Annotated in this window: 22 protein-coding genes; 6 read left to right on the top strand and 16 right to left on the bottom strand. The window is 67.9% G+C overall.

The genetic code is table 11. The features are described from left to right. Positions 1 to 75 precede the first annotated feature (75 nt). Complete coding sequence (locus tag QZM67_RS20710; protein ID WP_301806226.1) at positions 76 to 807, top strand: metallophosphoesterase; 732 nt, start codon at positions 76 to 78, stop codon at positions 805 to 807. Between the two features lie 32 nt (positions 808 to 839). Here QZM67_RS20710 and QZM67_RS20705 read toward each other — a convergent pair whose 3' ends face one another. Both QZM67_RS20705 and QZM67_RS20700 read right to left on the bottom strand, forming a co-directional pair. Continuing rightward, positions 840 to 1,535: an RES family NAD+ phosphorylase gene (locus QZM67_RS20705; RefSeq protein WP_043177860.1), complete on the bottom strand. Its 696-nt coding sequence runs from the start codon at positions 1,533 to 1,535 to the stop codon at positions 840 to 842. 2 nt (positions 1,536 to 1,537) lie between these two features. Beyond that, a complete protein-coding gene (locus QZM67_RS20700) occupies positions 1,538 to 1,957 on the bottom strand; it encodes an MbcA/ParS/Xre antitoxin family protein (RefSeq protein WP_043177863.1) in 420 nt (139 codons plus the stop codon). Positions 1,958 to 2,190: 233 nt separating this feature from the next. Here QZM67_RS20700 and QZM67_RS20695 point away from each other — a divergent pair, with 233 nt between their 5' ends. Beyond that, positions 2,191 to 2,973 (top strand): ABC transporter substrate-binding protein, encoded by a 783-nt coding sequence (locus tag QZM67_RS20695; protein WP_175025070.1) that lies wholly within the window; start codon positions 2,191 to 2,193, stop codon positions 2,971 to 2,973. Positions 2,974 to 4,044: 1,071 nt separating this feature from the next. On the opposite strand, the gene QZM67_RS20690 is transcribed toward QZM67_RS20695, so the two are convergent. Continuing rightward, positions 4,045 to 5,526 carry a sigma-54 dependent transcriptional regulator gene (locus QZM67_RS20690; RefSeq protein ID WP_301806441.1) on the bottom strand — a complete coding sequence of 494 codons (1,482 nt, stop codon included), beginning with the start codon at positions 5,524 to 5,526 and terminating at the stop codon, positions 4,045 to 4,047. A gap of 453 nt (positions 5,527 to 5,979) precedes the next feature. Continuing rightward, complete coding sequence (locus tag QZM67_RS20685) at positions 5,980 to 6,897, bottom strand: metal-dependent hydrolase (protein WP_043179148.1); 918 nt, start codon at positions 6,895 to 6,897, stop codon at positions 5,980 to 5,982. Between the two features lie 571 nt (positions 6,898 to 7,468). Here QZM67_RS20685 and QZM67_RS20680 point away from each other — a divergent pair. From QZM67_RS20680 to QZM67_RS20670, 3 genes are all read left to right on the top strand, one after another. Further along, the gene (locus QZM67_RS20680; RefSeq protein WP_043177872.1) at positions 7,469 to 7,810 is read left to right on the top strand and encodes an FKBP-type peptidyl-prolyl cis-trans isomerase; all 342 of its coding nucleotides are present in this window, start codon (positions 7,469 to 7,471) and stop codon (positions 7,808 to 7,810) included. Between the two features lie 35 nt (positions 7,811 to 7,845). Continuing rightward, entirely contained in the window at positions 7,846 to 8,619 is a 774-nt protein-coding gene (locus QZM67_RS20675) for an AraC family transcriptional regulator (RefSeq protein ID WP_301806222.1), read from the top strand. Between the two features lie 196 nt (positions 8,620 to 8,815). Continuing rightward, entirely contained in the window at positions 8,816 to 10,264 is a 1,449-nt protein-coding gene (locus QZM67_RS20670) for an MFS transporter (protein WP_301806219.1), read from the top strand. 10 nt (positions 10,265 to 10,274) lie between these two features. On the opposite strand, the gene QZM67_RS20665 is transcribed toward QZM67_RS20670, so the two are convergent. Further along, on the bottom strand, positions 10,275 to 11,210 hold the full coding sequence (locus QZM67_RS20665) for a hypothetical protein (RefSeq protein ID WP_175025065.1): 936 nt from the start codon (positions 11,208 to 11,210) through the stop codon (positions 10,275 to 10,277). A gap of 68 nt (positions 11,211 to 11,278) precedes the next feature. Continuing rightward, positions 11,279 to 11,749 carry a helix-turn-helix domain-containing protein gene (locus tag QZM67_RS20660; protein ID WP_301806218.1) on the bottom strand — a complete coding sequence of 157 codons (471 nt, stop codon included), beginning with the start codon at positions 11,747 to 11,749 and terminating at the stop codon, positions 11,279 to 11,281. A gap of 154 nt (positions 11,750 to 11,903) precedes the next feature. Here QZM67_RS20660 and QZM67_RS20655 point away from each other — a divergent pair, with 154 nt between their 5' ends. Further along, a complete protein-coding gene (locus QZM67_RS20655) occupies positions 11,904 to 13,139 on the top strand; it encodes an MFS transporter (protein ID WP_301806217.1) in 1,236 nt (411 codons plus the stop codon). A 128-nt stretch (positions 13,140 to 13,267) separates the two neighbouring features. On the opposite strand, the gene QZM67_RS20650 is transcribed toward QZM67_RS20655, so the two are convergent. The 10 genes from QZM67_RS20650 to QZM67_RS20605 all read right to left on the bottom strand — a co-directional run bounded on the left by QZM67_RS20650 (position 13,268) and on the right by QZM67_RS20605 (position 26,172). Then, positions 13,268 to 14,434: a glycosyltransferase family 4 protein gene (locus QZM67_RS20650; protein ID WP_043177880.1), complete on the bottom strand. Its 1,167-nt coding sequence runs from the start codon at positions 14,432 to 14,434 to the stop codon at positions 13,268 to 13,270. Then, complete coding sequence (locus QZM67_RS20645) at positions 14,434 to 15,618, bottom strand: glycosyltransferase family 4 protein (protein ID WP_043177882.1); 1,185 nt, start codon at positions 15,616 to 15,618, stop codon at positions 14,434 to 14,436. Before QZM67_RS20645 ends, QZM67_RS20650 begins: the two co-directional genes overlap by 1 nt. After that, positions 15,615 to 17,087 carry an O-antigen ligase gene (locus tag QZM67_RS20640; protein WP_043179150.1) on the bottom strand — a complete coding sequence of 491 codons (1,473 nt, stop codon included), beginning with the start codon at positions 17,085 to 17,087 and terminating at the stop codon, positions 15,615 to 15,617. Before QZM67_RS20640 ends, QZM67_RS20645 begins: the two co-directional genes overlap by 4 nt. A gap of 10 nt (positions 17,088 to 17,097) precedes the next feature. Next, positions 17,098 to 18,237 (bottom strand): glycosyltransferase family 4 protein, encoded by a 1,140-nt coding sequence (locus QZM67_RS20635; RefSeq protein WP_301806213.1) that lies wholly within the window; start codon positions 18,235 to 18,237, stop codon positions 17,098 to 17,100. A gap of 129 nt (positions 18,238 to 18,366) precedes the next feature. Continuing rightward, positions 18,367 to 19,326, bottom strand: a complete 960-nt coding sequence (locus tag QZM67_RS20630; protein ID WP_175025061.1) for a glycosyltransferase family 2 protein — start codon at positions 19,324 to 19,326, stop codon at positions 18,367 to 18,369. Positions 19,327 to 19,390: 64 nt separating this feature from the next. Continuing rightward, positions 19,391 to 21,616 (bottom strand): polysaccharide biosynthesis tyrosine autokinase, encoded by a 2,226-nt coding sequence (locus QZM67_RS20625; RefSeq protein WP_043177886.1) that lies wholly within the window; start codon positions 21,614 to 21,616, stop codon positions 19,391 to 19,393. Positions 21,617 to 21,666: 50 nt separating this feature from the next. Next, on the bottom strand, positions 21,667 to 22,845 hold the full coding sequence (locus QZM67_RS20620; RefSeq protein WP_043177888.1) for a polysaccharide biosynthesis/export family protein: 1,179 nt from the start codon (positions 22,843 to 22,845) through the stop codon (positions 21,667 to 21,669). Continuing rightward, the gene (locus QZM67_RS20615; protein ID WP_043177889.1) at positions 22,839 to 23,282 is read right to left on the bottom strand and encodes a low molecular weight protein-tyrosine-phosphatase; all 444 of its coding nucleotides are present in this window, start codon (positions 23,280 to 23,282) and stop codon (positions 22,839 to 22,841) included. Before QZM67_RS20615 ends, QZM67_RS20620 begins: the two co-directional genes overlap by 7 nt. Positions 23,283 to 23,312: 30 nt before the next feature. Then, a complete protein-coding gene (locus tag QZM67_RS20610) occupies positions 23,313 to 24,725 on the bottom strand; it encodes a UDP-glucose/GDP-mannose dehydrogenase family protein (protein WP_301806209.1) in 1,413 nt (470 codons plus the stop codon). 73 nt (positions 24,726 to 24,798) lie between these two features. Continuing rightward, positions 24,799 to 26,172: an undecaprenyl-phosphate glucose phosphotransferase gene (locus tag QZM67_RS20605; protein ID WP_011355869.1), complete on the bottom strand. Its 1,374-nt coding sequence runs from the start codon at positions 26,170 to 26,172 to the stop codon at positions 24,799 to 24,801. Positions 26,173 to 26,392: the final 220 nt, after the last annotated feature.

The raw sequence follows: 26,392 nt of genomic DNA, 5'->3' as shown, positions 1-26,392 counted from the left end.
TACCGGCGGGTACCGCCCCGATTATCGTCATTCCATCGTGACGTGGCGATGGGCGCGAGCGCCTAAGATATTGGGATGACTGCCACCACCCCCCTCTGCCACCATCCGGCGAACACGGTCGGCCGCGACCTGGTCGTCGGCGACCTGCACGGCTGCGTGGATGTGCTGCGCGCACTGCTGCACGACCTCCGCTTCGATCCGGATCGCGACCGCCTGTTCTCGGTCGGCGACCTCGTCGACCGCGGCCCGGCCTCCGAAACCACCCTCAACCTGCTCGATCGCCCGTGGTGCCACGTCGTGCGCGGCAATCACGAGGAAGTGCTGAGCCTCGTGGCGCGCGGCAAGCTGTCGCCCGACGCGTGGCGCGGGATCGGCGGCGACTGGGGCGCCGACCTGCCGCCGGAACGGCTGCACGCGCATGCGGCGCGCGTCGACGCGCTGCCGCTGGTGCGCGTGATCGGCGACGGCCCCGGGCGCTTCAACGTGCTGCATGCGGAATTCTTCGGCTCGGACGCCGATCTCGACACGGGCAGCTATGCGCACGACGTGCGCGAGCGCTTGATCTGGGGCCGCGATCTCGTCCAGGGGCTCGCCGATCCGGCGCGGCAGGCCGGGCTGTCGCTGACCTGCACCGGACACACGCCGGTGCGCGCGCCGCAGCGGATCGGCGCGCAGTGGTTCATCGACACGGGCGCGTTCGCACCGGCCGGGCGGCTCACGCTCGCCGAGCCGCGCACCGGGCGCACCTGGTCGATGACGCAGGCCGAAGCGCGCGAACGCCACGCGGGCGACTGGCCGCTGCCCTGACGCGCTGAGGCTCGCGTGCGAGCGAGCCCGACCTAGCCGACCTGGTTCAGTTCGAACACCGCGTCGACGGCCGAACCGTTCCAGTTGTATTCGAGATAGGCTGCGTGATGGCAGTCGCGCAGCAGCGCGGTCCGGAACGCCGCCAGGCACTCGCCGCGCGGATCGCGCACCGACGGATAGACGATCCCCGCGCCGCCGGCATTGCGCACGGCGCGACCGAGCGCCTGCCCGGCGCTGTAATCGAGCGGATGCAGCAAAGCCGGATCGCGTTTCGGCCACAGGCGCACATCGGCCACGTCGCCTTGCGCGATCACCGTGTAGAGCCGCATCTGCTGCCGCATCGGCGGCTCCTTCGTCGCGGCCAGGAACAGTGCGCTGTGATAGCGCGTCTCGGCGATCGCCGTATCGCGCGAGCGCGCGCAATAGAACACGCCATAGCTGCCGTCGGAAAAGCGGCTGCCCTGCGGATTCAGGTGCGTGAACGCGGCCATAATCGGCCCCCAGCCCTGCCCGTAGCGGCGCTCGGCGGGCGGCACCAGGTCGAGCGAACCGACTTCGTTGCGGATGCGATCGTTGGTCAGCGACTCGAGCGCATAAAGCGCGTCGAAATCGTCCGCCGACGCCACGCGGTCGAACAGGTTGATCGCCGGAAAACGGGTGGGGATCACGCGATAGGCAGGCGCCCAGTCGACCGCGGTCGTGGGCCATTGTTGTACTTGAATCGGCATCGTCACGCCCAGCCACCTCGCATCGCGTCGAGATATTGCCGGACGGCGACCAGATCGCCGACATTGCCGGCGAGCATCCGGTCGAGTGCGCGCTTGCCGCCGAACGGCGCTGCGTCGTTGGGCCGCTTGACCCACGCATCGGCCGCGGCCGGCTGCGGCAGCAGGATCTGCAGCGCCTTGTAGATGCCGAGCAGCAGCGATAGCCGCTCGAGCGTATCGCGCGGCAGCCGCGCCGATTCCGGCGTGGCCTTCCACTTGAAGAACGTCGAACGGCCGGGCGAACCGAGCAGCACGATCTGCTCGTCGATCGTCAGCTCCCAGTCGCGCGCTATGTTGAAAAACGCACGCAGGCCGGCCGCCGACATCTGCGCGACCGAGGCCTGCGGCGGGGCGGAATGCGAATCGTAGGCGGGCTGTGACATGATCGTTAGTCTCGAAACGAATTTACTAACAAGATTAGTCCATTTTCGTATTTTTGCAAGGGTCGACACCCGGCGACCGGCCGGCACACCCGCCAAAACGATATTTTTTGTCCATTCTGGACTCGGATTTTATTTTCTGCGTTAATGGCCGTGCGGACACCGCGCGCAGACGCGGTTCGTGTCCGTGAAACCGTGTCGCACAGAAACCGGAAGCACCCGCCAAGGAACGCACCATGAAGAGACTGATTGCCGCTGTTTCGATCGCCCTGCTCGCGGTATCCGCAGGCCCCGCCGTCGCGAAGGACTGGACCACGATCCGCTTCGGCACCGATGCCAGCTACGCGCCGTTCGAGTCGAAGGCACCCGACGGCAAGCTGGTCGGCTTCGATATCGACCTCGGCAACGAGATCTGCGCGCGCCTGAAGGCGAAGTGCGTGTGGCTCGAGAACGATTTCGACGGGATGATTCCGGCGCTGAAAGCGAAGAAGTTCGACGCGGTGCTGTCGTCGATGTCGATCACGCCGCAACGCGCGCAGCAGATCGGCTTCACGACGAAGATCTACAACCAGCCGACGCGGCTTGTCGTGAAGAAGGGCTCGCCGCTGCTGCCGACGGCCGAATCGCTGAAGGGCAAATCGATCGGCGTCGAGCAGGGCACGACGCAGGAAACGTATGCGAAGGCGTACTGGGGCAAGCAAGGCGCGAACGTCGTGTCGTACCAGAACCAGGACGGCGTGTACGCGGACCTGACCTCGGGCCGCCTCGACGCGGCGCTGCAGGATGAAGTGCAGGCGGCCATCGGGTTCCTGAAATCGTCGCGCGGCGCGAACTACACGTTCGTCGGCCCCGAGCTCGTCGACGACAAGGTGCTCGGCATCGGCGCCGGCATCGGGCTGCGCAAGGAGGACACCGACCTGAAGGCGAAGATCGACGGCGCCATTCTCGACATCGTCAAGGACGGCACCTACAAGCGGCTCGCGTCGAAGTACTTCGACTTCGACATCTACGGCGGCTGAAACGGCGTCGCGCGCGTACGGGCGCCACTCCCGTCGCGCGCGTCCGACCGCCCCTCCCCTCACCACCGGACGGCAACGGCACGACGCCGTTTGCCGTCACATCGAATGCATCATCCGTTGCACGTACAGCACGACGCCGCGCATTTCATTCGGATTGCAGATTGATTGTTCGCGACGACGATGCCCGGCGCGAACGGATGTCGTGCGGCTTCGGTCAGTAGGCGAAGACCGGGCGTCGAGGTATCGGCGCCCGTGCGCACATGCCCTTGCGAATCGGGTTCGCGTGCAGGAAAGTGCCGACCCGGCGCGGATGACCGGCAATCAGCCGGATCCGCCTCGCACCGGACGCGGAGAGATGGCCTGTCGATGCATGCCGGCCGGCTGCGAGAACGACGTTCGACCGGCGATGCTCCGAATCACTGCGATCGCGGCCTGCCGGCCGCGGCGTGTGGCGATCGATCATTTTTCTTCCCCGTATCAGTCTGATGGTTGTTCCGGCAACCGGGCGAGGCCGGTGCCCCGACGATCAGGCGACGACGCTCCGTGCTCGCCGGAACGCGGCTGGTGCCGCGCGCCGCCGCCGCATCCCCGCGGACTGGGTCCTGGCCGGTGCAGACAGGGTTCGCTGCCGAACCGGACGGACCGTGCATCGTCGACTCTCGCACGCACTCTTCCGCAAGGAGCGGGCCAGCTTCGCGCGAGCCCGGCCGGACAAGGGGTTGACCGGGCAGCCCGGCGCCCGGAACGGGGGCGGAATACGAGAAGTTGCGAAACTGAAACACGCGGTGCGCGGCACGCATCGGGCGCGTGGCGGCCCCGCCTTGCCGGATAAGGCTGAACAATGCAGTGCGGCATTTTTACCGATGGGCGGCCGGCCGTTCACCCCGATTTGCCGCGCCAATTTGCCTGGCCGCCGAGGCGAAACGTTTCATGCGCTTTACATGCCGTCGGCGGCGCGAAAATCGCGGGTCGTTCGCGGCAGGAATCGGCCGGCGCCGGGCCGGCCGACGGCACGGCGATCGGGCGAACCCGGCGTGCGCTGTATCGGTTCACGCGTCGCGCGTGCGCCGCTCAGCCGACCCGCTGATGCCCCGCGTCGCCGGACGGCGCGCCATCGTGCCCGCCGTTGTCGCCGTTCCCGCCGTTGTTGTCGTGATCGTTCAGCCCGTGCTCGATCATCATCCGGTAGAGCGTCACGCGCGAAATGCCGAGTTCGGCCGCGGCCTTGTTGATGCGGTGATCGTTGCGCAACAGCGCATTCTCGATCGCGGTGCGCTCGGCGAGCGCCCGCGCCTGCTCGAGCGTCACGGGCTCGGTTTCGCCCGGCGTGTCGAGCCCGAGATCGTGCGGCGTCAACAGCCGGCTCTCGGCCATCACGATCGCGCGCCGCACGCGGTTGATCAGCTCGCGCACGTTGCCGGGCCATTCGTAGCGCCGCATCGCGTCGAGCGCGGCGGACGTGAAGCCGCTGATCTTGCGGCCGCTGTCGGCCTTGTACTTCTGCAGCACGTAGTGCGCGAGGATGTCGATGTCCTTGCCGCGCGCGCGCAGCGGCGGCTCGTGGATGCGCAGCACGCACAGGCGGTGATAAAGGTCCGCACGGAAGCGCGCGGCTTCGACCGCGCCGTCGAGATCCACGTGGGTGGCCGAGATGATCCGTACGTCGACCGGGATCGACTCCTGCCCGCCGAGCCGCTCGATCTTCCCTTCCTGGAGGAAACGCAGCAGGCTCGCCTGGCTTTCGACCGGCATGTCGCCGATTTCGTCGAGGAACAGCGTGCCGCCGTTCGCCGATTCGATCCGGCCCGCGCGCCGCTGATTCGCGCCGGTGAACGCGCCGCGCTCGTAGCCGAACAGTTCCGACTGCAGCAGGTGATGCGGAATCGCGCCGCAATTGATCGCGACGAACGGACCCTTGCCGCGGCCGGAACGCTCGTGAATCGCGAGCGCCGTCAGCTCCTTGCCGGTGCCCGACTCGCCCGAGATGAACACGCTCGCGTCGGTCTTCGCGACCTTGCGGATCGTGCTGAACAGCTGCTGCATCGCCTCGCAGTTGCCGATCATCCCGTGTTCGCCGATCGACGCCGCATAGGCCGCGCCATCGACGCGATCGAGCGCGGCCATCCCGCGCGCATGACCGAGCACGTGCGAAATCCATTCGTAGGGCAACGGCAGGGTCACGTAATCGAAGCAATAGCTGCGGATCAGTTCGCGCACGGCGGGACTGATCGTGATGCCGGCCTGCGCAATGGAGATCCAGCCGATCGACGGCTGGCTCAGGCATGCCTTCAGCGCGGGATAATCGCGCGACGTGAACCCGGTGAAATCGACCAGCCCGGCGGCGACGGTCACGCCGGACGTCATGTTCTGCGCGGCGCCGGCCGTCTTCGCGACGGAGATTTCCCAGCCGAGCCCGCGCAGTTGCGCAAGCAACGGCTCGTCGGGCGAACGCATGATCACGAACAGCTTGCGTCCGTCTTCGGGCGCGGTAATGGACACATGCGTCATCTCGGGCACCGCATGCCCGTTTGCGTCAGGTGACCTAGCAACCATCGTTGTTCCCCGCTTGGCATTGGTATCGCGCGCCGGCCTCGCCGTCGCGTGCGACGGACCACGATCGAAACGACATATTGGCCGCATTTCCGTCCGAATAAAATCCCCCCGCGCATGAATCGCACGTGAGGTGGACATTGTCATGAACGGTATATCGATGCGGCCGGTGCGCGGCTAGATGGGTGTTATCCCGGTGACGTGTGCGGCGCGAGCCCCGAGCGGGCGGCCGCGCGACGCGCAAAGCCGCGCCGGTGCTGGCGCGCGGGGTTCGCGGGCGAGGCGGCGCACGCAGCATCGGCTCGCCCGCGCAGGCTTGCGCGGGCGGTCGACCGGCCGGCCGGACACCCGGCCATCCGGTTCGAATTAATTTCGGTCAATCGTCAGAGGAAGCCGGCTGATGCACGAACGCAACATGCGCGGCCCGCTGCCGCGCGCGCTGGCGCGGCAGCGGTATCAGCGGCCCGACGCGAGCGGCGCCGGCGCGTTCGCGCGGCCACGGCCGGCTGGCGTGCCGCCGTGTTCGCCATAGGTGGCGGCGAGCGCGTCGACCCGCGCGAGATGGTGGTGGTTGTCGTGATCCCACGGATGGAAACCCGGCCGGAAGAAGCTCAGCCATTCGCCGGCGATGCGCGGGAACAGCCCGCGGCGCGGCCCGTACAGGAACGCCATCATCCGCAGCATGCCGCGCACGTGGTGGCCGGCGCCGCGATCGCGCCACAGCAGCGTCGCATGCATCAGGAACACGGTCGGCCAGAACGTCAGCGTCGTCAGCAGATACACGCCGATCCGGATCAGGTAACGGCGCAGCCCCGGTTCCATCGCGGCATTCCATACGTCGAACGACACGGCCTTGTGCTCGGTTTCCTCGAGCGCGTGCCAGATCCACATCTGGCGGTAGCCTTCGACCGAGCCGTCGAGGCGCGTCGGGTCGCGCAGCAGCCAGTCGGCCAGCATCGCCGTGTAGTGCTCCGCCGCGACCGTGTGCGCGAGCTGCACCGAATGCGGCAGCTTGCGCTTCATGTAGCCGAGCACCGTCCACACGCGCTTGTCGAGCTTGCGCGCCGGCAGGTGGTTCGCCTGCATCAGCTCGTTGTATTCGATGTGCTCGCGCGTGTGCATCGCCTCCTGGCCGATGAAGCCGAGCACCTGCTGCTTCAGCACGGGATCGTCGATCCGGTCGCGGTAGTTGCGCACCGAATCCATGAAGAAACGCTCGCCGGCCGGGAACAGCAGCGACAGTGCGTTGAAGAAATGGGTCACGTGCGACCCGAGGCCATGCCAGTCCTTCGCGCGTTCGACCGGCAGGTCGAAGCGCAGGTCGCGGCGCACCGGCATGATTCCGGCTGCGGTGGCGGAAGCGGCTGACTTCATGTTCATCGTTCTCCTGGTTCCGGCGCGTCGTCCGACGCGGCCGGCGCGGGCCCGGGCGGCGCGTCGCGCACCGCCAAAATCTTGACATTGACAGCTGTAAAGATAGGCCGCCCGCGGCGGCGCACGCAAGCCGCGCGGTAGATGCGCGCTTCCAAACAGGGCACGGTCGAAAAGGCCGAAAAAACGGCGCTCGAACGGCATCCGGACGGGTCGGGATTCGAACGCGCGAGACCGCACGCGTGCCAGTTGCGGCGGCCGGCGCAGTATCGCAGCCGTGGCCTGAAAGCCCCGTGCGGCGGGCGTTTCACGGAATCGGGAGAAGCCGTGCAGCATGCGGCCGAACGCGCCGGTAGCACCGATTCATACACGCGTCGCACTCGCGCGGTGCAACCTCGGTCGCGCGGCTCGAGAAAAATTCAAACAAGCGTTCCATTTGCGTTTCGGGCGATCGCGGCCGCGGCGGCCCGCCGCCGTCCGCGACACGCGTGCGACCGGCCGAACGCCACGAGCGGCGGCCCGCTGCGTGCTCGCCTACAATAGCGGTTTTACCTATCCTTTTTCAGGAGAAGTCATGTCTGTCATCACGACCGAATCGGGCCTCAAATACGAAGACCTGACCGAAGGCACCGGCGACGTTGCACAAGCCGGCCAGACCGTCAGCGTCCACTACACGGGCTGGCTGACCGACGGTCAGAAATTCGATTCGAGCAAGGATCGCAACGACCCGTTCGCGTTCGTGCTCGGCGGCGGCATGGTCATCAAGGGCTGGGACGAAGGCGTGCAGGGCATGAAGGTCGGCGGCGTGCGTCGCCTGACGATCCCGCCGCAACTCGGCTACGGCCCGCGCGGCGCAGGCGGCGTGATTCCGCCGAATGCGACGCTCGTGTTCGAAGTCGAACTGCTCGCCCTCTGACACGGCACACGAGCCGCCGGCTGACGCCCTGCCCCATGGCACACCTTCCGTCCCCCACCGTCGCACTGCAACGCTACGACACGCTCGAAGCGTCGGACGTGCACGACTTTCACCAGATCGTGCTCGGCATCGACGGCGCGATGGTGATGGCGGTGGACGGCGTCAGCCAGCGTCTCGACCGGCACGGCGCCTGGCTGATTCCGGCCGGCGCGCGCCACGATTACGCGGGCCTGGGCGAGAACCGCCAGCTCGTGCTCAATCTCCCGCCCGCATCGCTCGCGGTGCCGCAGCGGCTGTTCGACAACGCGCGCGCCGTGGCGATCGATCCGGCGCTGACGTCGCTGGTCGCGCAGATCGCGGCGGCAGCCGCGCAACTCGACGCACCCGCCGGCGACGCGCAGCACGCGGCCGCGCACCGTTTTCAGTGGCAGGCGGCCGCGCGGCTGTGCGGCGCACTGCTCGACGAACGCGGCATCGCCGCACCCGCACCGGGCCTCGATTTCGCACGCATCGACCGCTGGCTGCGCGCACGGCTTGCGGAGCCGCTACGCATCGCCGATCTCGCCGCGCACTGCGGCTACGGGATGCGCCGTTTTCATCAACTGTTCGTCGATGCGTTCGGCGAAACGCCGCATCGCTACCTGCAGCGGCTCAGGCTCGACGCGGCCGTGATCCTGCTCGCAGACGGCCGGTATCCGCTCGTCGATATCGCCGCAATGGTCGGCTTCGCGGATCAAAGCACGTTCACGCACGCGTTCACGAAGCGCTTCGGCGTAGCGCCGGGACGCTGGCGCGGCGCGCGGCATTGAGCGCAGCCGCGTGCCGGCGGTGAACCCGCGTCAACGCACGTCGCAGCGGCACGGTTCGGCAAACCGCATGGCGCGAGCGCCCGGCCGGTCGCAGCCTTCGCCGCTCCCGTTCGCCGTCTCATCGCATCCTGTCGCCCGCTTCGATGCTTCACGTCCCGCTGAAACATCGCCCGCCGCCGCGTCCTACGATTGACGCATGGATACGACCGCCCCCTCCTCCGCCTTCCCGCCCGCGCTCGCCCGCATCGTCGCGACCGTCAGCACCGGCTTCGTCGTCACGCAACTCGACGTGACGATCGTCAACATCGCGCTTGCGCATCTCGCCGGCGACCTGCACTTGCCGGTCGCCGGCCTGCAGTGGGTCGTCGATGCGTACACGCTCGCGTTCGCGGTACTGATGCTGTCGGGCGGCGCGCTCGGCGACTGGTTCGGCGCGCGCCGCCTGTACATCGCGGGCCTCGGGCTGTTCGCGGTCGCGTCGCTCGCTTGCGGTGCTGCCAGCACGCCCGCGATGCTGATCGCGGCGCGCGCGCTGCAGGGCGTCGGTGCCGCGGCGATGCTGCCCAATTCGCTCGCACTGCTCAACGACGCGTGCCGGCACGACCCGCACCTGCGTGCGCGAGCCGTCGGCGGATGGACGGCAGCCGGGTCGATTTCGATCGCGGCCGGCCCGGTCGTCGGCGGCCTGCTGATCGCGGCGTGGGGCTGGCGCGGCATCTTCCTCGTGAACCTGCCGCTGTGTGCGGCCGGGCTGGCGGCCGCCTTGGCATGGGTACCCGCGCGCCGCGTGGGGGCTACGCCGGCCACGCCTTCCCGTTCCGTCCGTGCACTCGACCTGCGCGGCCAGTTCATCGCGATCGCGATGCTGACCGCGCTGACCGGCGCGGTGATCGAATGGCGGCCGCTCGGCTTCGCGCATCCGGTCGTCGCCGGCGGCTTCGCGCTGGCCGCACTCGCCGCGCTCGCATTCGTCGCGGTGGAAGCGCGCACAGCCACGCCGATGCTGCCGTTGTCGCTGTTCCGCCATCGCACGTTCAGCGCGGCCGTGCTGTTCGGGATCTGCGTGAACCTCACGTACTACGGCACCGTGTTCGTGCTCGCGCTGTACCTGCAGCGCGCACGCGGCGAATCGGCATTGCAGGCGGGCCTCGCGTTCCTGCCGCTGACGGGCGGCTTCCTGCTGTCGAACCTCGCGAGCGGCCGCGTCGTGGCGCGTCACGGCCCGCGTGCGCCGATGCTGGCGGGCGCGCTCGTCGCCGCACTCGGCTACGGGTCGCTGCATTTCATCGACGCATCGACGCCGCTGGCCGTGCTGCTGGTACCGTTCCTGCTGATTCCGTCGGGCATGGGTTTCGCGGTGCCGGCGATGACGACCGCCGTGCTCGCGTCGGTCGCGCCCGAGCGGGCCGGCATCGCGTCGGCCGTGCTGAATACCGCGCGGCAGGCCGGCGGCGCGATGGGCGTCGCAGCGTTCGGCGCGCTCGCCGGCGGTGGCGGCGCGGCGCAGGTCGTGAACGGGCTGCGGACCGAAACGGCCGTGTCGGTCGCGCTGCTGGTCGCCGCCGCGTTGCTCGCGACGCGGGTGCGGCCCGATGCGCATCGCGGCGCATCGCCCGCGCGTCAGGCCGTGGCGGCAGCCGATTGAACGGAGGCGGTCAGGCGTCGCCGGGGTCGCGCTGGACCAGGTGACGCCACGGGAACACGTTGTCCTTGAAGTGACTCACGTAGCCGCCGTGGCCGGCCTGGATCACCATGAACGACAGCCGCGGATGCAGGGCCTGCAGCGCGTCGAGCGCGTCCCGATCGAGACAGGTATTTCTCAGCGTCAGCGTGTGGAGCCGCTGGCCGGCCGGGCTCTTCAGCAAGCGCTCGTAGGCCTCGAACGACGTGACGCTGCCAGCGTCGCGCGCGCGCTTCCACGTCGAATGCAATGCGGTCGATTCGGAGAAATCGAGCCAGCCGAGCGACGACAGGTTGTCGCTGCCGGCAAGACGCTCGATGAACTGCTGCGTGTCGTCTCCACCGCCGATGCGCAGCCGCTGGAGATGCGCAAGCGGCACGTCGAAGAAGCGCGCGTCGGGCGCATTCGGCACCGTCAGCTCGGTGAGAAACGGCGCCTTCGCGGCAAAGCGGGCAATCTCGCCGCCCTCCTGCATGATCAGGTCGCGGCGCACGACCATCGACTGGTTGTGATCGGCCGGTTCGGTCGGCCGCACATACAGCGAGCGCAGCATCGGGAAGCGCGCGTCCGAATCGAGCAGCGGACCGAAATCCCATTCGCGCGTGCCGTTCGCGCCTTCGTCGAGGCCGCTGAACGCGAGATCGGTCACGAGCGCCGCGACGTCCCGCTCGGCCAGACATTGCAGCGTCCAGTCGAACGGCTCCTCCCAGGCGCCGCCGAAGTACCGGACATGCAACCCGGCCCGCATCGGCGCGACGGTGACATGGTTGAAATCGGTCTGCCACAGCGGCTCAGCCGGATCGGCATGGTCGCGCCCGTCCTCGGCGCCCTCGCGCTCGCAGTAGTCGTGGATGCGACGCTGCAAGTCGAGCAGCAGCCGATAACCGGCGGAATCCAGCGGGTGGGACATGACGATGCGGCTCCGGTCGACGACGATCGCGACAGTCTATCCGACGGCACAGCCGTCGCGCATGACGCTCACTGTCGCGTCGTACCGGCTTCGTCGCCGATCTTCTTCACGGCAGTCTCCGCCGCCTTCAAAGGCCGGCCGTCGTCATGCCGCAGCGCGAGCTTGCGGATCGCGCGCCCGGTACTGCGGTCGACCAGCACCGAATGCGGCTCGCCGCGCGCGAACAGGTTCGCCTCGCCCCACTGCCGCAGCATCACGATCACCGGAAACAGCCCTTCGCCCTTTTTGGTCAGCGCGTACTCCTGATACGCACTGCCGTCCGACGCCGGCACGACGTCGAACACGCCTGCGTCCACCAGCATCCTGAGCCGGTCGGACAGGATGTTGCTCGCGACGCCGAGGCTCGCGCGGAAATCGCCGAACCGGCGCACGCCGTCGAATGCATCGCGCACGATCAGCAATGCCCAGCGATCGCCGACGATATCGGTCGCCCGTGCCACCGGGCACGGCGAATCCGCAAGACTTTTCTGCCTGGCCATGTTCCTCTCCGCCATCGCGCCGGCCGCCTTCTCGGCAACGCCGGCCATCCGTGCGCGGACGTCTCGCCCGCCGCACAACAAGTTGCATTTTAAAACTACTTTTCCTACACTCCATTCTGGTTTCAATTTGCAACTACTTTGCGTAAGGGAACTCATGGATTCTTCCTGTCATTCCGGCAGCGTTGCATCGAACGCACCTGCCCCTGCAGCGCATCCGGCCGACGTCGGCCGCCTGTCCGCGGCGCGCGTCGCGTTGCTGGCCGTCTGCTGCGCGGCCAGCGTCGCGAACGTCTACTACGCGCAACCGCTGCTCGATTCGATCGCGCGGGATTTCGGCGTGTCGCAGGCGGCCGTCGGCGGTGTCATCACCGCGACGCAGCTCGGCTGTGCGCTCGCGCTGCTGTTCGTCGTCCCGCTTGGCGACCTGCTGAACCGCAAACGCCTGATCGCCGTGCAGCTCCTGCTGCTGACGGCGGCCTGCATCGGTGTCGCCGCCTCGTCGACGCGCGTCGCGCTGCTGGCAGGGATGGTCGCCGTCGGGCTGCTCGGCACCGCGATGACGCAAGGGCTGATCGCGTGCTCGGCCGCGCTGGCGGGCGCCGGCGAACGCGGGCGCGTGGTGGGGGCCGCGCAAGGCGGCGTCGTGGTCGGGTTGCTGGCCGCACGCTCGCTGGCCGGCGTCGTCACCGATATCGCGGGCTGGCGGGCCGTCTATCTGGTGTCGGGCGCGCTCGCGATCGCCATGCTCGCCGTGCTGTCGCGGCTGTTGCCGGACGAGAACGGGCCGCGCGAGCGCATCGGCTACGCGGCGCTGCTGCGATCGATGGTGTCGCTGCTGCGCAATGAACGCGTGCTGCGCGTGCGCGGCGCGATCGCGCTGCTGATGTTCGCGGCATTCAGCATCTTCTGGAGCGCGCTGGTGCTGCCGCTGAGCGCGCCGCCGCACGCGATGTCGCATACGCAGATCGGCGCGTTCGGCCTGGTCGGCGCGCTGGGTGCGGCAGCGGCCGCCCGCGCGGGCCGGCTCGCGGATCGCGGGCGCGGCGAAGCGACGACCGGCGCCGCGCTCGCGTTGCTCGCGTGTTCGTGGTTGCCGCTCGCGTTCGGCAATACGTCGATTGCGTGGTTGATCGTCGGCATCGTGCTGCTCGATGTCGGCGGACAGGCCGTCCACGTCGTCAACCAGAGCATGATTCTCGGCGCGCGGCCCGATGCGCATGCGCGCCTCGTCGGCTGCTACATGCTGTTCTATTCGGCCGGCAGCGGGCTCGGCGCGATTGCGTCGACGATGATGTATGCGCGCGCCGGATGGACGGGCGTCTGTGTGCTCGGCGCCGTCGTGAGCGTGGCGGCGCTCGGTGTCTGGGCTGCGACGCTCAGGCGCGCGTGATGCGTGCCGGCGCCGCGTATCGGATGGAGAAGGCCGGCCAGCCCTTCGCAGGCGGCCGGCACGCGAACCGGTCGCGCGCGCACCGGTCCGGCTTTCGGTTCGGCGCGCAGGTTGCGCGCCGCGGGCACTCAACCCGCTGCCTGGATCGCCTCTTCGTACACGCCGGCTACGCGCCGCGCGATCACCGCGTTGTCGAAATGATCGCGCGCATAGCGCTTGCACGCGGCCTCGTCGGGTAGCGTGATCGCGCCCGACAGCGCGGCGCCGAGGCCTTCCGCAATCGCGTCCGCGCCGGTGGACGGCAGCACGAGATCGCTGGACAACCCGGCGACGGCCTCCGGCAACCCGCCGACCGGCGTGACCAGCACGGGCGTGCCGGACGCGAGCGATTCGACGGTGATCAGCCCGAAGCCTTCGAGCGCGACCGTCGGCACGACACTGACCGTCGCCGCGCGGTACAGCGCCGCAAGATGGTTGTCGGGCACGAAGCCGAGCAGCTTCACGTTGTCCTGCAGCCCGGCCGCATCGATGCGCTGCTGCAGTTCCTCGCCGATCTTGCCCTTGCCGGCGATCAGCAGCAGCACGTCCGGGTGACGGTGCTTGAGGAGGCCGATCGCGTCGATCAGGTCCTCCAGCCCCATGCGCCGCACGAGCCGGCGCACGGCCAGCACGATCGGCCGGTCCTGCGGCAGTTGCAGCTTGTGCCGCGCCTCGCCGGGCGTGAGCGGCGTGTCGAACTGCGCGGTATCGACGCAGCCGGGAATCACGCGTACGCGCGACGGATCGATTCCGTAGCGATTCGTCAGGATCTGGCCGAACGCCTGCGACAGCACGATCAGCCGCGACGAACGCGTATAGACGGCCTGTTCGAGATAGCGCTTCGCGCGCTGCCCGAGCGACGCGGCACCCTCGACCTGGCTTTCGTCGGCCCACGGCCCCTGGAAGTGCGACACCTGCGGAATCCCGCGCGTGACGTCGAGGCCCGGGAACGTGTACAGCGCGAAGTGCGACGAGATCACGTCCGGCCGCTCGCTGCGAACCTCCTCGCGCAGCGCTCGCCGCGCGGCGAGCATCCGGCGCGCGAGCGATTCCGTTGCGGGGCCGAAACCCTGGATCGCACCATCCGTGTCGTCGGCGACCTTCGGCGAGCCGGCAACGAGCCCGCGCACCTCGACACCCGCGCCCGGCAGCGCGCCGACGAGCGAGTAATACATCCGGTCGAGGCCGCCCGCTCGTTCGGGGAACCAGTGCATGCCGATTTGCAACGATTTGATCGGCCGGGAAGATTGGGACATCACGACTGCTCCTGCGTGACCGCATGCTCGACCCGCTCGAAAGCGGACGGCTGCGAAGGTTGGCCGATGCGCCGATAGAGCGCGACATACTGGGCGCCCATGTGCGCCCAGCCGAAACGGGTCATCAGTTCGCGGGCGGCGGCGCCCATCGCGCGACAGGTGTCGCGCGACGCCGCGAGCGTACCGATCGCCTGCGCGAGCGCGGCCGGATCGTCCGGATCCTCCAGCACGATCCCGCATTCACGCGTAATGATTTCCGCGCCGCCCGCCGTGCGCGCGGTGACGACCGGCAGCCCGGCCGCCATCGCCTCGAGCAGCGACAGGCTCATCGCTTCGTAGCGCGACGGAAAGACATACGCGTCGACCGAGCGCATCAGCGTCGGCATGTTTTTCACGAGACCGAGGAAATGCACGCGCGAATCGATGCCGAGCGCGCGCGCCTCGTCCGGATACGGGCTGCCGGGCAGGTAGCCGGCCACCGCCAGATGCACGTTCGCCGGCAGCTTCGTCAGCGCCTTCAGCACGGTGCCGAGGTTCTTGCGCGGCGTGCGCAGGTCGCCGACGAACAGCAGCAGGAACGCATCGTCCGGCAGCTTGAACGCCGCGCGATCGGCCTGCGCGCCCGCGAATGCGCTGGTGTCGACGCCGTTGTAGATCACGCTGATCTTGCGGCTGTCGATGCCGAGCCCGGCGATCTCGTCGGCCACCTTCTGCGACACGGCCGTGATCGCGCGCGAACGCCGGTACGCCCAGCGCTCGAGCGTGGTGTTCACGCGCGTATAGACGTACTGGTACGCCGACCACAGCCCCTTCGTCGGCCCGAACGGATAGTACGGACTCTTGAACCAGCCGCCGTGCACGAAGTGCGCGGTATTCACGTCGGCCTTGATCCACGAAATGAAGCCGTTCACGTGCAGCACGTCGTACTCGTCGCGATGCGCGCGCAGCCAGGCCGCGCTCTTCAGCGCGAACACCTGCTGCTTGACGAGGTTCGACGGCCAGAAGCCGCCGACCTTCACCGGCACCCAGCGCACGCGCGGGTCGGCCAGCAGCTCGGGCGCGACGTGCGACGCGACTAGCGTGACCTCGTAGTTCTCGGCCAGCGCCGCGCGCGCGATTTCGTAATTGACGCGGCCCTGCCCGTCGTTATGTCGCACGACGTGCGTGACGATCGCGATTCTCAATGGTCGCCTCCCCGTAAACGCGCGGCGGCCAGCAGGCGTTGTGCCTTTTGCCAGTGCGCCGCGGAAAGAATCGAAAAAATGGCTGTGAACATCAGCAGGCCGCCCGTGCCGATCAGCGAGTTCGTGAACACGAGCATCGCGAAGGTCGACAGGCACAGACTCAGGCACGCGCCGACGAACTTGTCCTTGCGCAGCTTGAACGCCGCGCGCAGCGTGCGGCCGAACAGCATCACGACGCCGGCGAGGTACAGCAGCGTGCCGGGCCAGCCGAGCACGAACGGCACGTTCATCACGCCGCTGTCGAAGCTGCCGTACTTGCCGAGTTCGCCGCTGTCGCTCGACAGCTTCGTCGATGCGCCCGTCGCGCCCATCCCTTCGCCGGCGACGTCGGTAAACGCCGTCTGCGCGAAGGTCGCGTAGAACTTGTTGCGGTCGTCGTAGCTGCGGTCGTCCTTCAGGTTCGTGATCGACTGGAGACGCTGGCCGAGGCGATCGGCCACCGGCCCGACGGTCAGCAGCGGCACGCACAGCCCGACCAGCACGACGCCGCTGATCAGGATCCGCATCCGCACGCGGTTGTTCGACTGCGCGAGCTGGATCGCGAGCGCGATCACCCAGCCGCCCCACGTCGAGCGCACGAGACACAGCGCGAACGACACGAAGCCGGCCGCCCCCGCGAACCAGCGGATCTTCTGCGGCGCCGCGAGCACGAACACCAGCGCGCCCATCATCGCGAACGCGAACGGCCCCGACGAGTTCATCGTGCTGAACACGCGCACGCCGTACGGCACCGGCTCACCCTGCGAACCCATGTCCGAACCGATCATCCACAGCACGTCCCACTGCGGCATCACGAAGTACTGCACGACGCCGTACACGCCCATCACCAGCATGCCCCACATGAACGTGGACAGCAGCACGTCGCGGTACTCCGGGTAGTCGCGCGCGTTGACCATGATGTGAAAGCCGATCAGCACCGGGTACACCCAGTTCGCGAGGTCGTAGGTCGCGGCCATCACGCCGCTCGACACGATCCCGACGAGGTACGCGTACGCGAGCCCGAACAGCATCAGCAGGATCGGGATCCCGCGCCGCTGCGCGAGTACGCGGTAATGCCGGATCAGCCCGAGGCCGGCGATCATCGTCACCGCGAGCGGCGCGACCTGGATCAGGCTCGTTGGCGTAAATGCACCCTTCGACCAGTCGGCGAGACGCCGCACTTCCGGGCTCAGGAACCACACCCACCACATGAAGCCGACGTAGCGCGCCGGACTCTTGAAATACAGCCAGATGCCGACCGCGATGGCCAGCACCGGAAACGCGAGCGTCAGCACCTTGCCCTGGTGAATGGCGATCAGCGCGGCGGTGAACGTCCACAGCCCGGCCTGCCCGACCCAGTGCTTCGGCTCGGGTAGCCAGCTGCGGTTGCGGTTGCGCGACGGCGCGCGTTCGGCGGTAATCGTACTCATCGATCCGCTCTCACCGCGACGACGGTCGCGAATCCGCGAGCGGCATCGCCAGGCCCGCGGCTGCCGGCGTCCGGCGCCGGCGCAGCATGTCGCGCGTGATCCGCACGTGCTGCTCGGCGAACGCCTGCGTGGTCAGGTCGCGCTCGCGCAGGCACGCGGCAGCGGCCCGCGCGCAGCCCAGCGCCGCGGCCGGATCGGCCACGAAGCGATCGGCGGCCTGACGCATCGCCTGTGCGTCGAACGCCGGCACATAGGCGGCCGTATCGTGCGGGAAGTAGTCGCTGAGCCCGCCGACGTCGGACACGATCATCGGCTTGCCGACAGCCGCCGCCTCGAGCATCACGGTGATGCCCGACGCGTGGAAGTTCGGCCGCAGCGGCACGACGATCACGTCGGCCCACGCGTACAGCTCGTGCTGCTTCGCGAGCCCCGACGCCGAGCCGATCTTCACGTTCGGCGCATGCCACTCGCGCGGCACGCGGCGGCGCGTCGCGAGCCGCACGTCGTAGCGCTCGTCGCCGCCGAACGCGGCGAGGAACGTGCGCCAGTCGCGGTCGCGGTCGTTGCCGATCGCCGCGATCCGCAGCGGCCGGTTCGGTTGCCATTGCTGCGGCTCGTTGATCGGGAAATCCTGCGTGTTCAGCCCGTAGTAGACGAACTCGGCGTCGCGGCCGAGATAGCGGCGGCACAGGTCGGCGTTGTCGCGCGCCAGCGTGGTCAGCGCGTCGGCACGCGCGATCAGCTTGCGGTACAGCCAGCGGCGCGGGCCGCCGAAGCTGCCCCACTTGTCGAACAGCCACACGCTCTGCGCGAGCAGCAGCGGGCGCTTGCCCTGCGCGCCGGCAAGCTTCAGGATCAGCGAAGCGGCGAGATGCTCCTGCTCCGTGTGCGTCCAGATCACATCGGTGTTCAGCAGCGCCGCGCGGTTGCGCCACGCATGCACGACGTCGAAGCCGAGCGCCGCCTTCAGCGTACGGCGCGCGAGGCTGGCTACGCGGTTCTCGCCGCCATCCTGCGAATAGGTCAGCCGGAATTCGTCGGATTCGGCATGGTGATAGCCGTACAGGCAGCCGATGTCCTCGCCTTTCCGGTAGGTACGCGGATCGGCGCCGTAAAACAGGTGAACGTGGACCTTGGTAGCCGTAGTCATGTCAGTCTCCGCCGGGCCGCCCCAAGGAGATTGACCGCCCCCTCGGGGGGCAGCGAACAAAGTGAGCGTGGGGGTAGTTTCATTTCAGCCCTCCGTGGGTGGCCGCGCGGCGTTGCGCGCGCGGACCGTTCAAGACGTCACCGGCGGCATCGCCGCACGATGGGGGGCAAGGTTCGCGCGGCGGGCATCGCGCGCGCCGCGGCGCACCGCGCGCCAGTGCTCGCGGATCCGCTCGCGCTTCGCCGTATGCAGCGACAGCAGCACGTGCGCGAGGCCCGGGTAGACGCGCGTACCGACCAGCGTCCACCACCACCACGCGATCTCGCGCCGGATCGGCGACAGATGCTCGCGCAGGATCAGGTGCATGTTGTACGCGCCGTTGCTGATCGCATTCAGCGACGCGGCATCGCGCCGGTCGTCGTCGAAGCGCTCGGCCGGGAAATGATCGACCGCGATTGCCGGGTCGTAGACGAGCTTCCAGCCATCGCGCTGCACGTGCATGCTGAAACCCATGTCGTTGTGCACCTGCGCCCCGGCGCCGCGCAGCCGCGTGTCGAAGCGCAGCCGCTCGATCGCGGCACGGCGATAGCTCATGTTCGCGCCTTTCAGCATGTCGACTTCGCGCGCACCGCCGACGCCGAGATGATGATTGCCGACGATCTTGCCGGACAGCGTGAGCTGGCCGACGAGTTCGCGCGATTCGTCGAGCACGCGGCCCTTCTCGTGCACCCAGTCGCGCCCGCCGACCGCGCCCACGCGCGGATCGGCTTCGAACACCGACTCGACGCGTGCAAGCCAGTCGGGATGCGGCGCCGCGTCGTCGTCGGTGATTGCGACGACGTCGCCGTTCGCCGAGTCGAGCCCCTTGTTCAGTGCGGCGACCTGGCCCGGCACCTCGACCGGCACGATGCGCAGCGGCAGCGCGCCGCCGACCGCCGGATCGGCGAGCCGTTCGTGCGTGGCGTCGTCCTCCGGGCGCGCGACGACGATCACCTCGTCGGGCAGCCGATGCTGCCGCTGCAGCGCCGCCAGGCAGCGCGCGAGGTCGGCGGGACGCCGATAGGTCGGAACGAGCACGGAAATTTTCATCGTTGGTTCTCCTGTCGGCCGGGCGGGCAACGCTCGCTGCCCGCCCGGTTACGTGCGATGCGGATCAGGCGCTCAGGTATTCATGCACGGCCGCATAGCCGCGGCCGTAGCCACGCGCCTTCGGCGGCACGCCGTTGAAGATCCCGCCTTCCAGGTCGACACCCGCGGTGCGCAGGCGCTTGATCGCGTCGGCGATCTCGCCCTCGGTATGCATGCCCGAGCGCAGCACGAGGAACGTCGAGCCGGCCATGCGGCCGATGATGGTCGCGTCGGTCACTGCCAGCACCGGCGGCGAATCGATCAGCACGACGTCGTAGCGCTTGCCGAGCCCTTCGAGGTATTGCGGCAGGCGCGTCGACATCAGCAGCTCCGACGGGTTCGGCGGGCGCGTGCCGGCCGAGATGAACGACAGGCCCTGCACCGGCGTCTCGCGCACGGCATCTTCGAGCGCCGACTGGTCGCTCAGCAGCTCGGACAGGCCCGGCTGCGACGTGAGGCCGAAGTAACGGTCGAGCAGGCCGCGCCGCATGTCCGCGTCGATCAGCAGCACGCGCTTGCCCGAATGGGCGAGCAGCACCGCGAGGTTGACCGTCAGGAAGCTCTTGCCGATCCCGGGCGTCGGGCCCGTCAGCACGATCACGCGGTTCTTCGCGTCCATCATCGCGAACTGCATCGCGGTGCGCAGGCTGCGCAGGCTCTCGACACTGAGATCCTTCGGACGCAGGCTCGCGAGGATCGGCCGCGCACGGCTGCCGCCCTTCTCGGCCTGCGCGTCGAGCTTCACCTGCTCGGCGCTTTGCGGCACCAGCCCGTACAGCGGCAGGTTGAACGCGCGCTCGATGCGGTCCGGATCCTCGATGCCCTGGAACATGTTGCGGCGCAGGAACACGACGCCCGTGCCGAGGATCAGCCCGAGGAACACCGCGGCCGACAGAATCAGCACCTTCTTCGGCTTGACCGGATCGCCCGGACGCAGCGCCGAGTCGACGAGGTGGATGTTGCCGCCCGTGCCGGCCTTCTGCACCGACAGCTCCTGCACGCGGTTCAGCAGCAGCACGTAGATGTCCTCGGCAACCTTCGCGTCACGCTGCAGCTGGACGGCCTTCACTTCGGTGGCCGGCAGGCTGCGGAAGCGGTTGCTGAACTTGTCCTTCTCGCCCTGCAGCTCCGCGAGCTGCTGCTTCGCGGCGATCACCATCGGGTGCGAATCGGTGAAGCGCTGCGCGAGCGACGCGAGTTGCAGGCGCTGCGCGGCGATCTGCTGCTCGTACTGCACGCTGCCTTCGAGGTAGACCTTCGCCTCGTCGCTCGCGTTGATCGAGCCCGACGTGCGCTGGTATTGCGTCAGCGCAGCTTCTGCACGTTCGAGGTCGGCCTTCAGGCGCGGCTCCTCGCCCTTCAGGAAGTCGAGCATCTTGGTCGCTTCGGCCTGCTTCGCGACCACGTGCTGGTTCAGGTACGACTGCGCGAGCGCGTTCGCGATCGCGGCGGTCTGGTCCGGGTCCTTGCCTTCGAGCGAGATCTGCACGACGCCCGTCTGCTTGCCCTGCTCGGTCACCTGGATGCCGGTCTGGAAGCCGCTGATCGCGTCGAGATCGTTGTAGCGGACCACCGTGAACTGCGTACCGGGGCGCGCGACGAGCTTCGACACGAGCAGCGTCACACCGCCGCCCTGCGCCGATTCGCCGACATGACCCGACAGCAGCCGCATGCCGTTCTGGTCGACGATCGAATAGGTGCCGTTCGGGCCGGCCGTCAGCGTCAGCTTCTTGCCTTCGAGCGCGGGCACGACGTTGATCGAATCGACGTCGGCGACTTCACCGCCCCAGGCGTACGACTTCAGGCCGAGCCACGGCCGCGCCGGTTCGCCCGGGGTCGCGACGCGCGCGGCGAAGCTGCCGATCACCGGCAGCGTCTTCGGCACGACCGAGAAGTTCAGCTTGAACTGCTCGACCACCGGCGCGACCACGCCGCGGCTCTTGATGATCTCGATTTCCGCATCGGTCGGCGCCTGCTGCGGGCCGCTGTTGATCGACGCGCCCGTCTGCGTCTGCGTGAGCGCCTGCGACGTGTTGTCGTTGCCCTCGACCCGCACGTGCACGTCGGCCTGATAGACCGGCTTCGCGACGAAGCAGTAGAGGCCGGCGAGCGCGACGACCGTCACCGCGATGCCGAGCAGCAGCCAGATGTCGTCCATGATCACCTGGAGCAACTGGCCGAGGACGACGTCCTCTTCCTCGGTTTTCGCGGACAGATCCGCGTAGGAGTGTTTCGCTTGCGTGTTCACCATTCGTTCCCGCTTGAGTGGTGCCGGGGCGGAGGCGCCGCCCCGGCGGGCTATCAGCGCGTGATTTGCCGCATGAAGAAGATCGTCTGGATCGTCGGCAGCACCTGCTGCAGCACACGGTTGAACTGCACCGAGCTGGCCGTGCTGACGTAGACGACGTCGAGCGGCTGAAGCGGGAAGCGGCTCGACAGCATCAGCGCATCCGGCTGCGTCATGTCGAGACGGAACACTTCCGGCTTCGTCGGGTTGTCATGCATCCCGCGCATCACGTAAATCTTGCGCGGGTTCGCATCCGTGTCGAGGATGCCGCCGCCGGACGTCAGCGCATCGGCGAGGGTCAGCTTGCCCTTGAGCATCGGCACCGTGACCGGCGTCTTGACCTCGCCCATGATGAACACGCGGCTGTCGCTGCGGTCCGGCACGTTGATGATGTCACCCGGCTGCAGCATCACGTTCTGCTTCACTTCGCCGCGATCGAGCACGCCGTTCGCGTCGAGCGTGTAGAGCTTGCCGTCGCGCGTCAGGCGCACGCGCTGCAGGTCGGCCTCGTTGGTCGAGCCGCCCGAGCGCGAGATCGCGTCGACGAGCGTCAGCGGCACGTCGCTCACCGCGAGCGGGCCCGGCTGCTTCACCTCGCCCGTCACCTGCACCTTCTGGCTGCGGAACGACAGCACGCGCACGTCGAGCTGCGGATTCTTCACATAGCGCGACAGCGTGGTGGCCATCTGCTCGCGGATCTGCGCGACCGTCTTGCCGGCCACCTTGATGCGGCCGACGAACGGGAAGAAGATCGTGCCGTCGGATGCGACCGTCTGGCCGTACGGATCGGCCTGGCCCGGCAGCGCGGTCGTATACGGCTGCTGCAGCGCGCCGGCGACCGACTGCGTCGTGTTGCCGCCGCTCGAGAACGACTGGCCCTGCGGCGTCGTCAGCTCGGGGTGGTCCCACACGGTGACGCCGAGGATGTCCTGCGGGCCGACGCGGTACACGTACTCCGACGGATCGGTGTAACGTCCGGGCGGCAGCGGATGGTCGACCTGCGCTTTCTGCAGCTGGTCCATCACCACTTTGGCGTCGATGTAATGAACCGGATAGGTTTCGGCCGCTTCCTGCCGGCCTTCGTCCTTCAGGTTCGACGAGTCGAGGTAGTTGCCGGGAGCGGTTGCACAGGCTGACAGGAAAGTCGTCAGCGCGACGGCAAGCGCCACCGGGCGCATCGGGCGTTTCAGCATAGTTTCTGTAGCCATCCTTGAACCAGACGTTCGATCAGTGAGTAGCTCTCGCGGTAATCGGCCTCGGGGCCGCCGTGCGGGTCGGCAATCTCGGCCCCTTCCCACTTGCCGAGCAGGTGGACCTTGCCGCGCGCGAACGGATCGACCGATTCGACGGCCTTGATCTGTCCACGCTCGCTGACGAGAATCAGGTCGGCGTCGCGCACAATCCGGCGCGACAGCCGCCGCGAGCGGTGGGTCGTCGCATCGACGCCCCGCTCGGCAAGCAGCTGACGCATCACCGGATCGATGCCGTCGCCGTCGTTCGCATGCACGCCCGCCGAGTGGAACGTCGGGCGCGGGCCGCCGCGTGACGCGACGTGCGACTTGAACAGCATTTCCGCTGCCGGGCTGCGGCAGACGTTCGCGTGGCAGACGATCAGGATGTTCCGGAACATGGCGTCTCGTAACGAGTGACGGGAAACGGGTTACGCGCTTGCAGGCGCGGTGCCCGGCACACGGGCGGCGACGGCCTGGCGCGAGCCCGGCCGGCCGATCGGGTGGTATTCGATGCCCTGCTCGCTCATCGTCTCCGGCTCGTACAAGTTCCGGCCATCGAAGATCACCGGCGTCTTCCACAGGCGGCCGAGCGCGATGAAGTCGGGGCTCTTGAAGATCTTCCATTCGGTGACGATCACGAGCGCGTCGGCATCGCGGGCGGCCTGCGCCTCGTCGTCGACGAAGGTCAGGCGCTCGAGCCAGCTCGGGTGATCGGCGAGATCGAGCGCGATCACGCGGCGCGCTTCCTGCTGCGCGACCGGGTCGTACGCGGCGATGCGCGCCCCGCGCGACAGCAGCTCGGCGATCAGCTCACGGCTCGGCGCCTCGCGCATGTCGTCGGTGTTCGGCTTGAACGCGAGGCCCCAGATGGCGAACGTGCGGCCGGTCAGGTCCTCGCCGAAGCGCGCGACGATCTTGTCGGCGAGCACGCGCTTTTGCGTCGCATTGACCGACGACACGGCCTTCAGGATCTGCAGGACCTGCCCGTTCTCGTCAGCCGTGCGGATCAGCGCCTCGACATCCTTCGGGAAGCACGAGCCGCCGTAGCCGCAGCCGGCATACAGGAAGTGATAGCCGATACGCGGATCGGAGCCGATCCCGCGGCGCACGGCCTCGATGTCCGCGCCGAAGCGGTCGGCGAGGTTCGCCAGTTCGTTCATGAACGAAATGCGGGTCGCGAGCATCGCGTTCGCCGCGTATTTCGTGAATTCGGCCGAGCGCACGTCCATGTACAGCGTGCGTTCGTGGTTACGGTTGAACGGTGCGTACAGCTTCTTCATCAGTTCGCGGGCGCGCTCGCCCGGCACGTCGTCGTCGCAGCCGATCACGATGCGATCCGGCCGCGTGAAATCGTCGACCGCCGCGCCCTCCTTCAGGAATTCCGGATTCGACACGACCGAGAACATCTGGTCGGCGCCGCGCTTCGCGAGCTCTTCCGCCACCGCCGCGCGCACGCGCTCGGCCGTGCCGACCGGCACCGTCGACTTGTCGACGATCACCTTGAAACCTGTCATGTGGCGGCCGATGTTGCGCGCCGCCGCGAGCACGTATTGCAGGTCGGCCGAGCCGTCCTCGTCGGGCGGCGTGCCGACCGCGATGAACTGCACGTCGCCGTGCGCGACCGCGGCCTCGATGTCGGTCGAGAAACGCAGGCGGCCGGCCGAGCGGTTGCGCGCGATCACTTCCTTGAGACCCGGCTCGTGGATCGGCACGCCGCCGTTGTTCAGGATGTCGATCTTTGCCTGGTCGACGTCGAGACAGAACACGTCGTGCCCGATGTCGGCGAGACAGGCGCCGGTGACAAGACCTACGTAACCGCTGCCGATGATAGTCAGATTCATGATGTGTCGGACCTCTTGACCAATGATTCGAAATTCGTAAAGCCGGAATGCCTGCGTGGCGCGGCCTCGAGACTCAATAAGCGTTGCTGCCGGTGAAGCCTTTCCAGAGCGTCAGCACGACGATCTTGATGTCGAGCCAGAATGACCAGTTCTGCATGTAGTACAGATCGAGCTTCACGCGTCCCATCATCTTCTCGATCTGGTCGGTCTCGCCGCGAAAGCCGTTGATCTGCGCCCACCCGGTGATGCCCGGCTTGATCCGGTAGCGGAACATGTAGCCCTTGACCAGATCCTTGTAGATGTCGTCGTGCGCGAGCGCATGCGGGCGCGGGCCGACCACCGACATCTCGCCCTTCAGCACGTTGATGAACTGCGGCAGCTCGTCGAGGCTCGTGCGGCGCAGGAACCGGCCGACCGGCGTCACGCGCGAATCGTTCTTCTTCGCCTGCGTGACCTGCCCCGCCACTTCCTGGTGCACCTTCATCGAGCGAAACTTGTAGATCTCGAACTCGTGCCCGTCGATGCCCTTGCGCTTCTGGCGAAAGAACACCGGCCCGCGCGACGTCAGCTTGATCAGGCACGCGATCAGCAGCATCACCGGCGCGAGGCCCGTGAGCGCCACCAGCGCGAACGCCCGGTCGAACACGAACTTCGGCAGGATCCGCACGTCGGTGATCGGCGACGCCGCGAGGTTGATCGCCGGCACGCCGAGCACCTCGACCACTTCCTGGTTGAAGAACGACAGCGTGCGCACGTCCGGGATGAAGCGGATATTCACGAAGTCGTGGCGGAACACCGTCACGATCTGGTGAATCCGACGCTCCTCCGTGATCGGCAACGTGAGCCACAGCTCGCTGATCGCGCGGCTGCGCACCAGCCACACCAGCGATTCGAACTGCCGCTCGATGCGCACGTCGTCGAGCGCGACTTCGCCCGGCGCTTCGCTTTCGTCGTACACGCACACCGGATTGAAACCGGCTTCCGGCCGCGCCCGCATCTGCGCGATCAGCCGCCGCGCCGCCGGCGTACCGCCGACGATCGCGACCGCCTTCAGGTTGTAGCCGCCGCGACGCAGTTGCCGCAGCACGACGTGCACGCAGGCCTTCGAACCGACGAGCAGCGCCATCGTCACGAGCGCCCAGTAACCCAGCCACAGCCGCGACAGGTCGCCCGACTGATGAAAGCTGAAGCTCAACAGGATGCCCGCGAGCTCGACCACGAGCCACGCGAACGCAACCCGCCCCACCAGCCCGACGAGACGCTTGCCGCGCCACGACTGGTAGATGCCGAAGGCGGGAAAGCACACGACGACGAGCAGGCAATCGAACAGCATCATCGTGCGCTGCAGGTCGTTGAGCCAGATGCTGCCACCGTGCAGCGTGGCGGCGATCAACGCCCCCATCACGACCATCGCGATATCGATGACTCTCGCCAGCACGCTCAACATGTCTGCTTCCTCTTTGAACAGGCGTTTGCCGAACAGCTCCTTGTGCGACCCGTGCCGCACATTCGATTCAAACGTTGCATGACGCTATTGAAGCGGTAAGAAAATTCCTCCTCAAGCGCACAAGTATTTCGAAAAATAATCGGAAATTCTTGCCGCGAAGTTTTTGAATTAAATCGGCAGGTTTTCCCGAAATGCTCAGGAATCGGGAATTTTTCGGAAC

The organism is Burkholderia sp. AU45251, from assembly GCF_030482905.1.
GTDB classification, from domain to species: domain Bacteria; phylum Pseudomonadota; class Gammaproteobacteria; order Burkholderiales; family Burkholderiaceae; genus Burkholderia; species Burkholderia aenigmatica.
The sequence above is the reverse complement of the archived record's forward strand: the minus strand, read 5'-3'. Positions and strand labels throughout refer to the sequence as shown.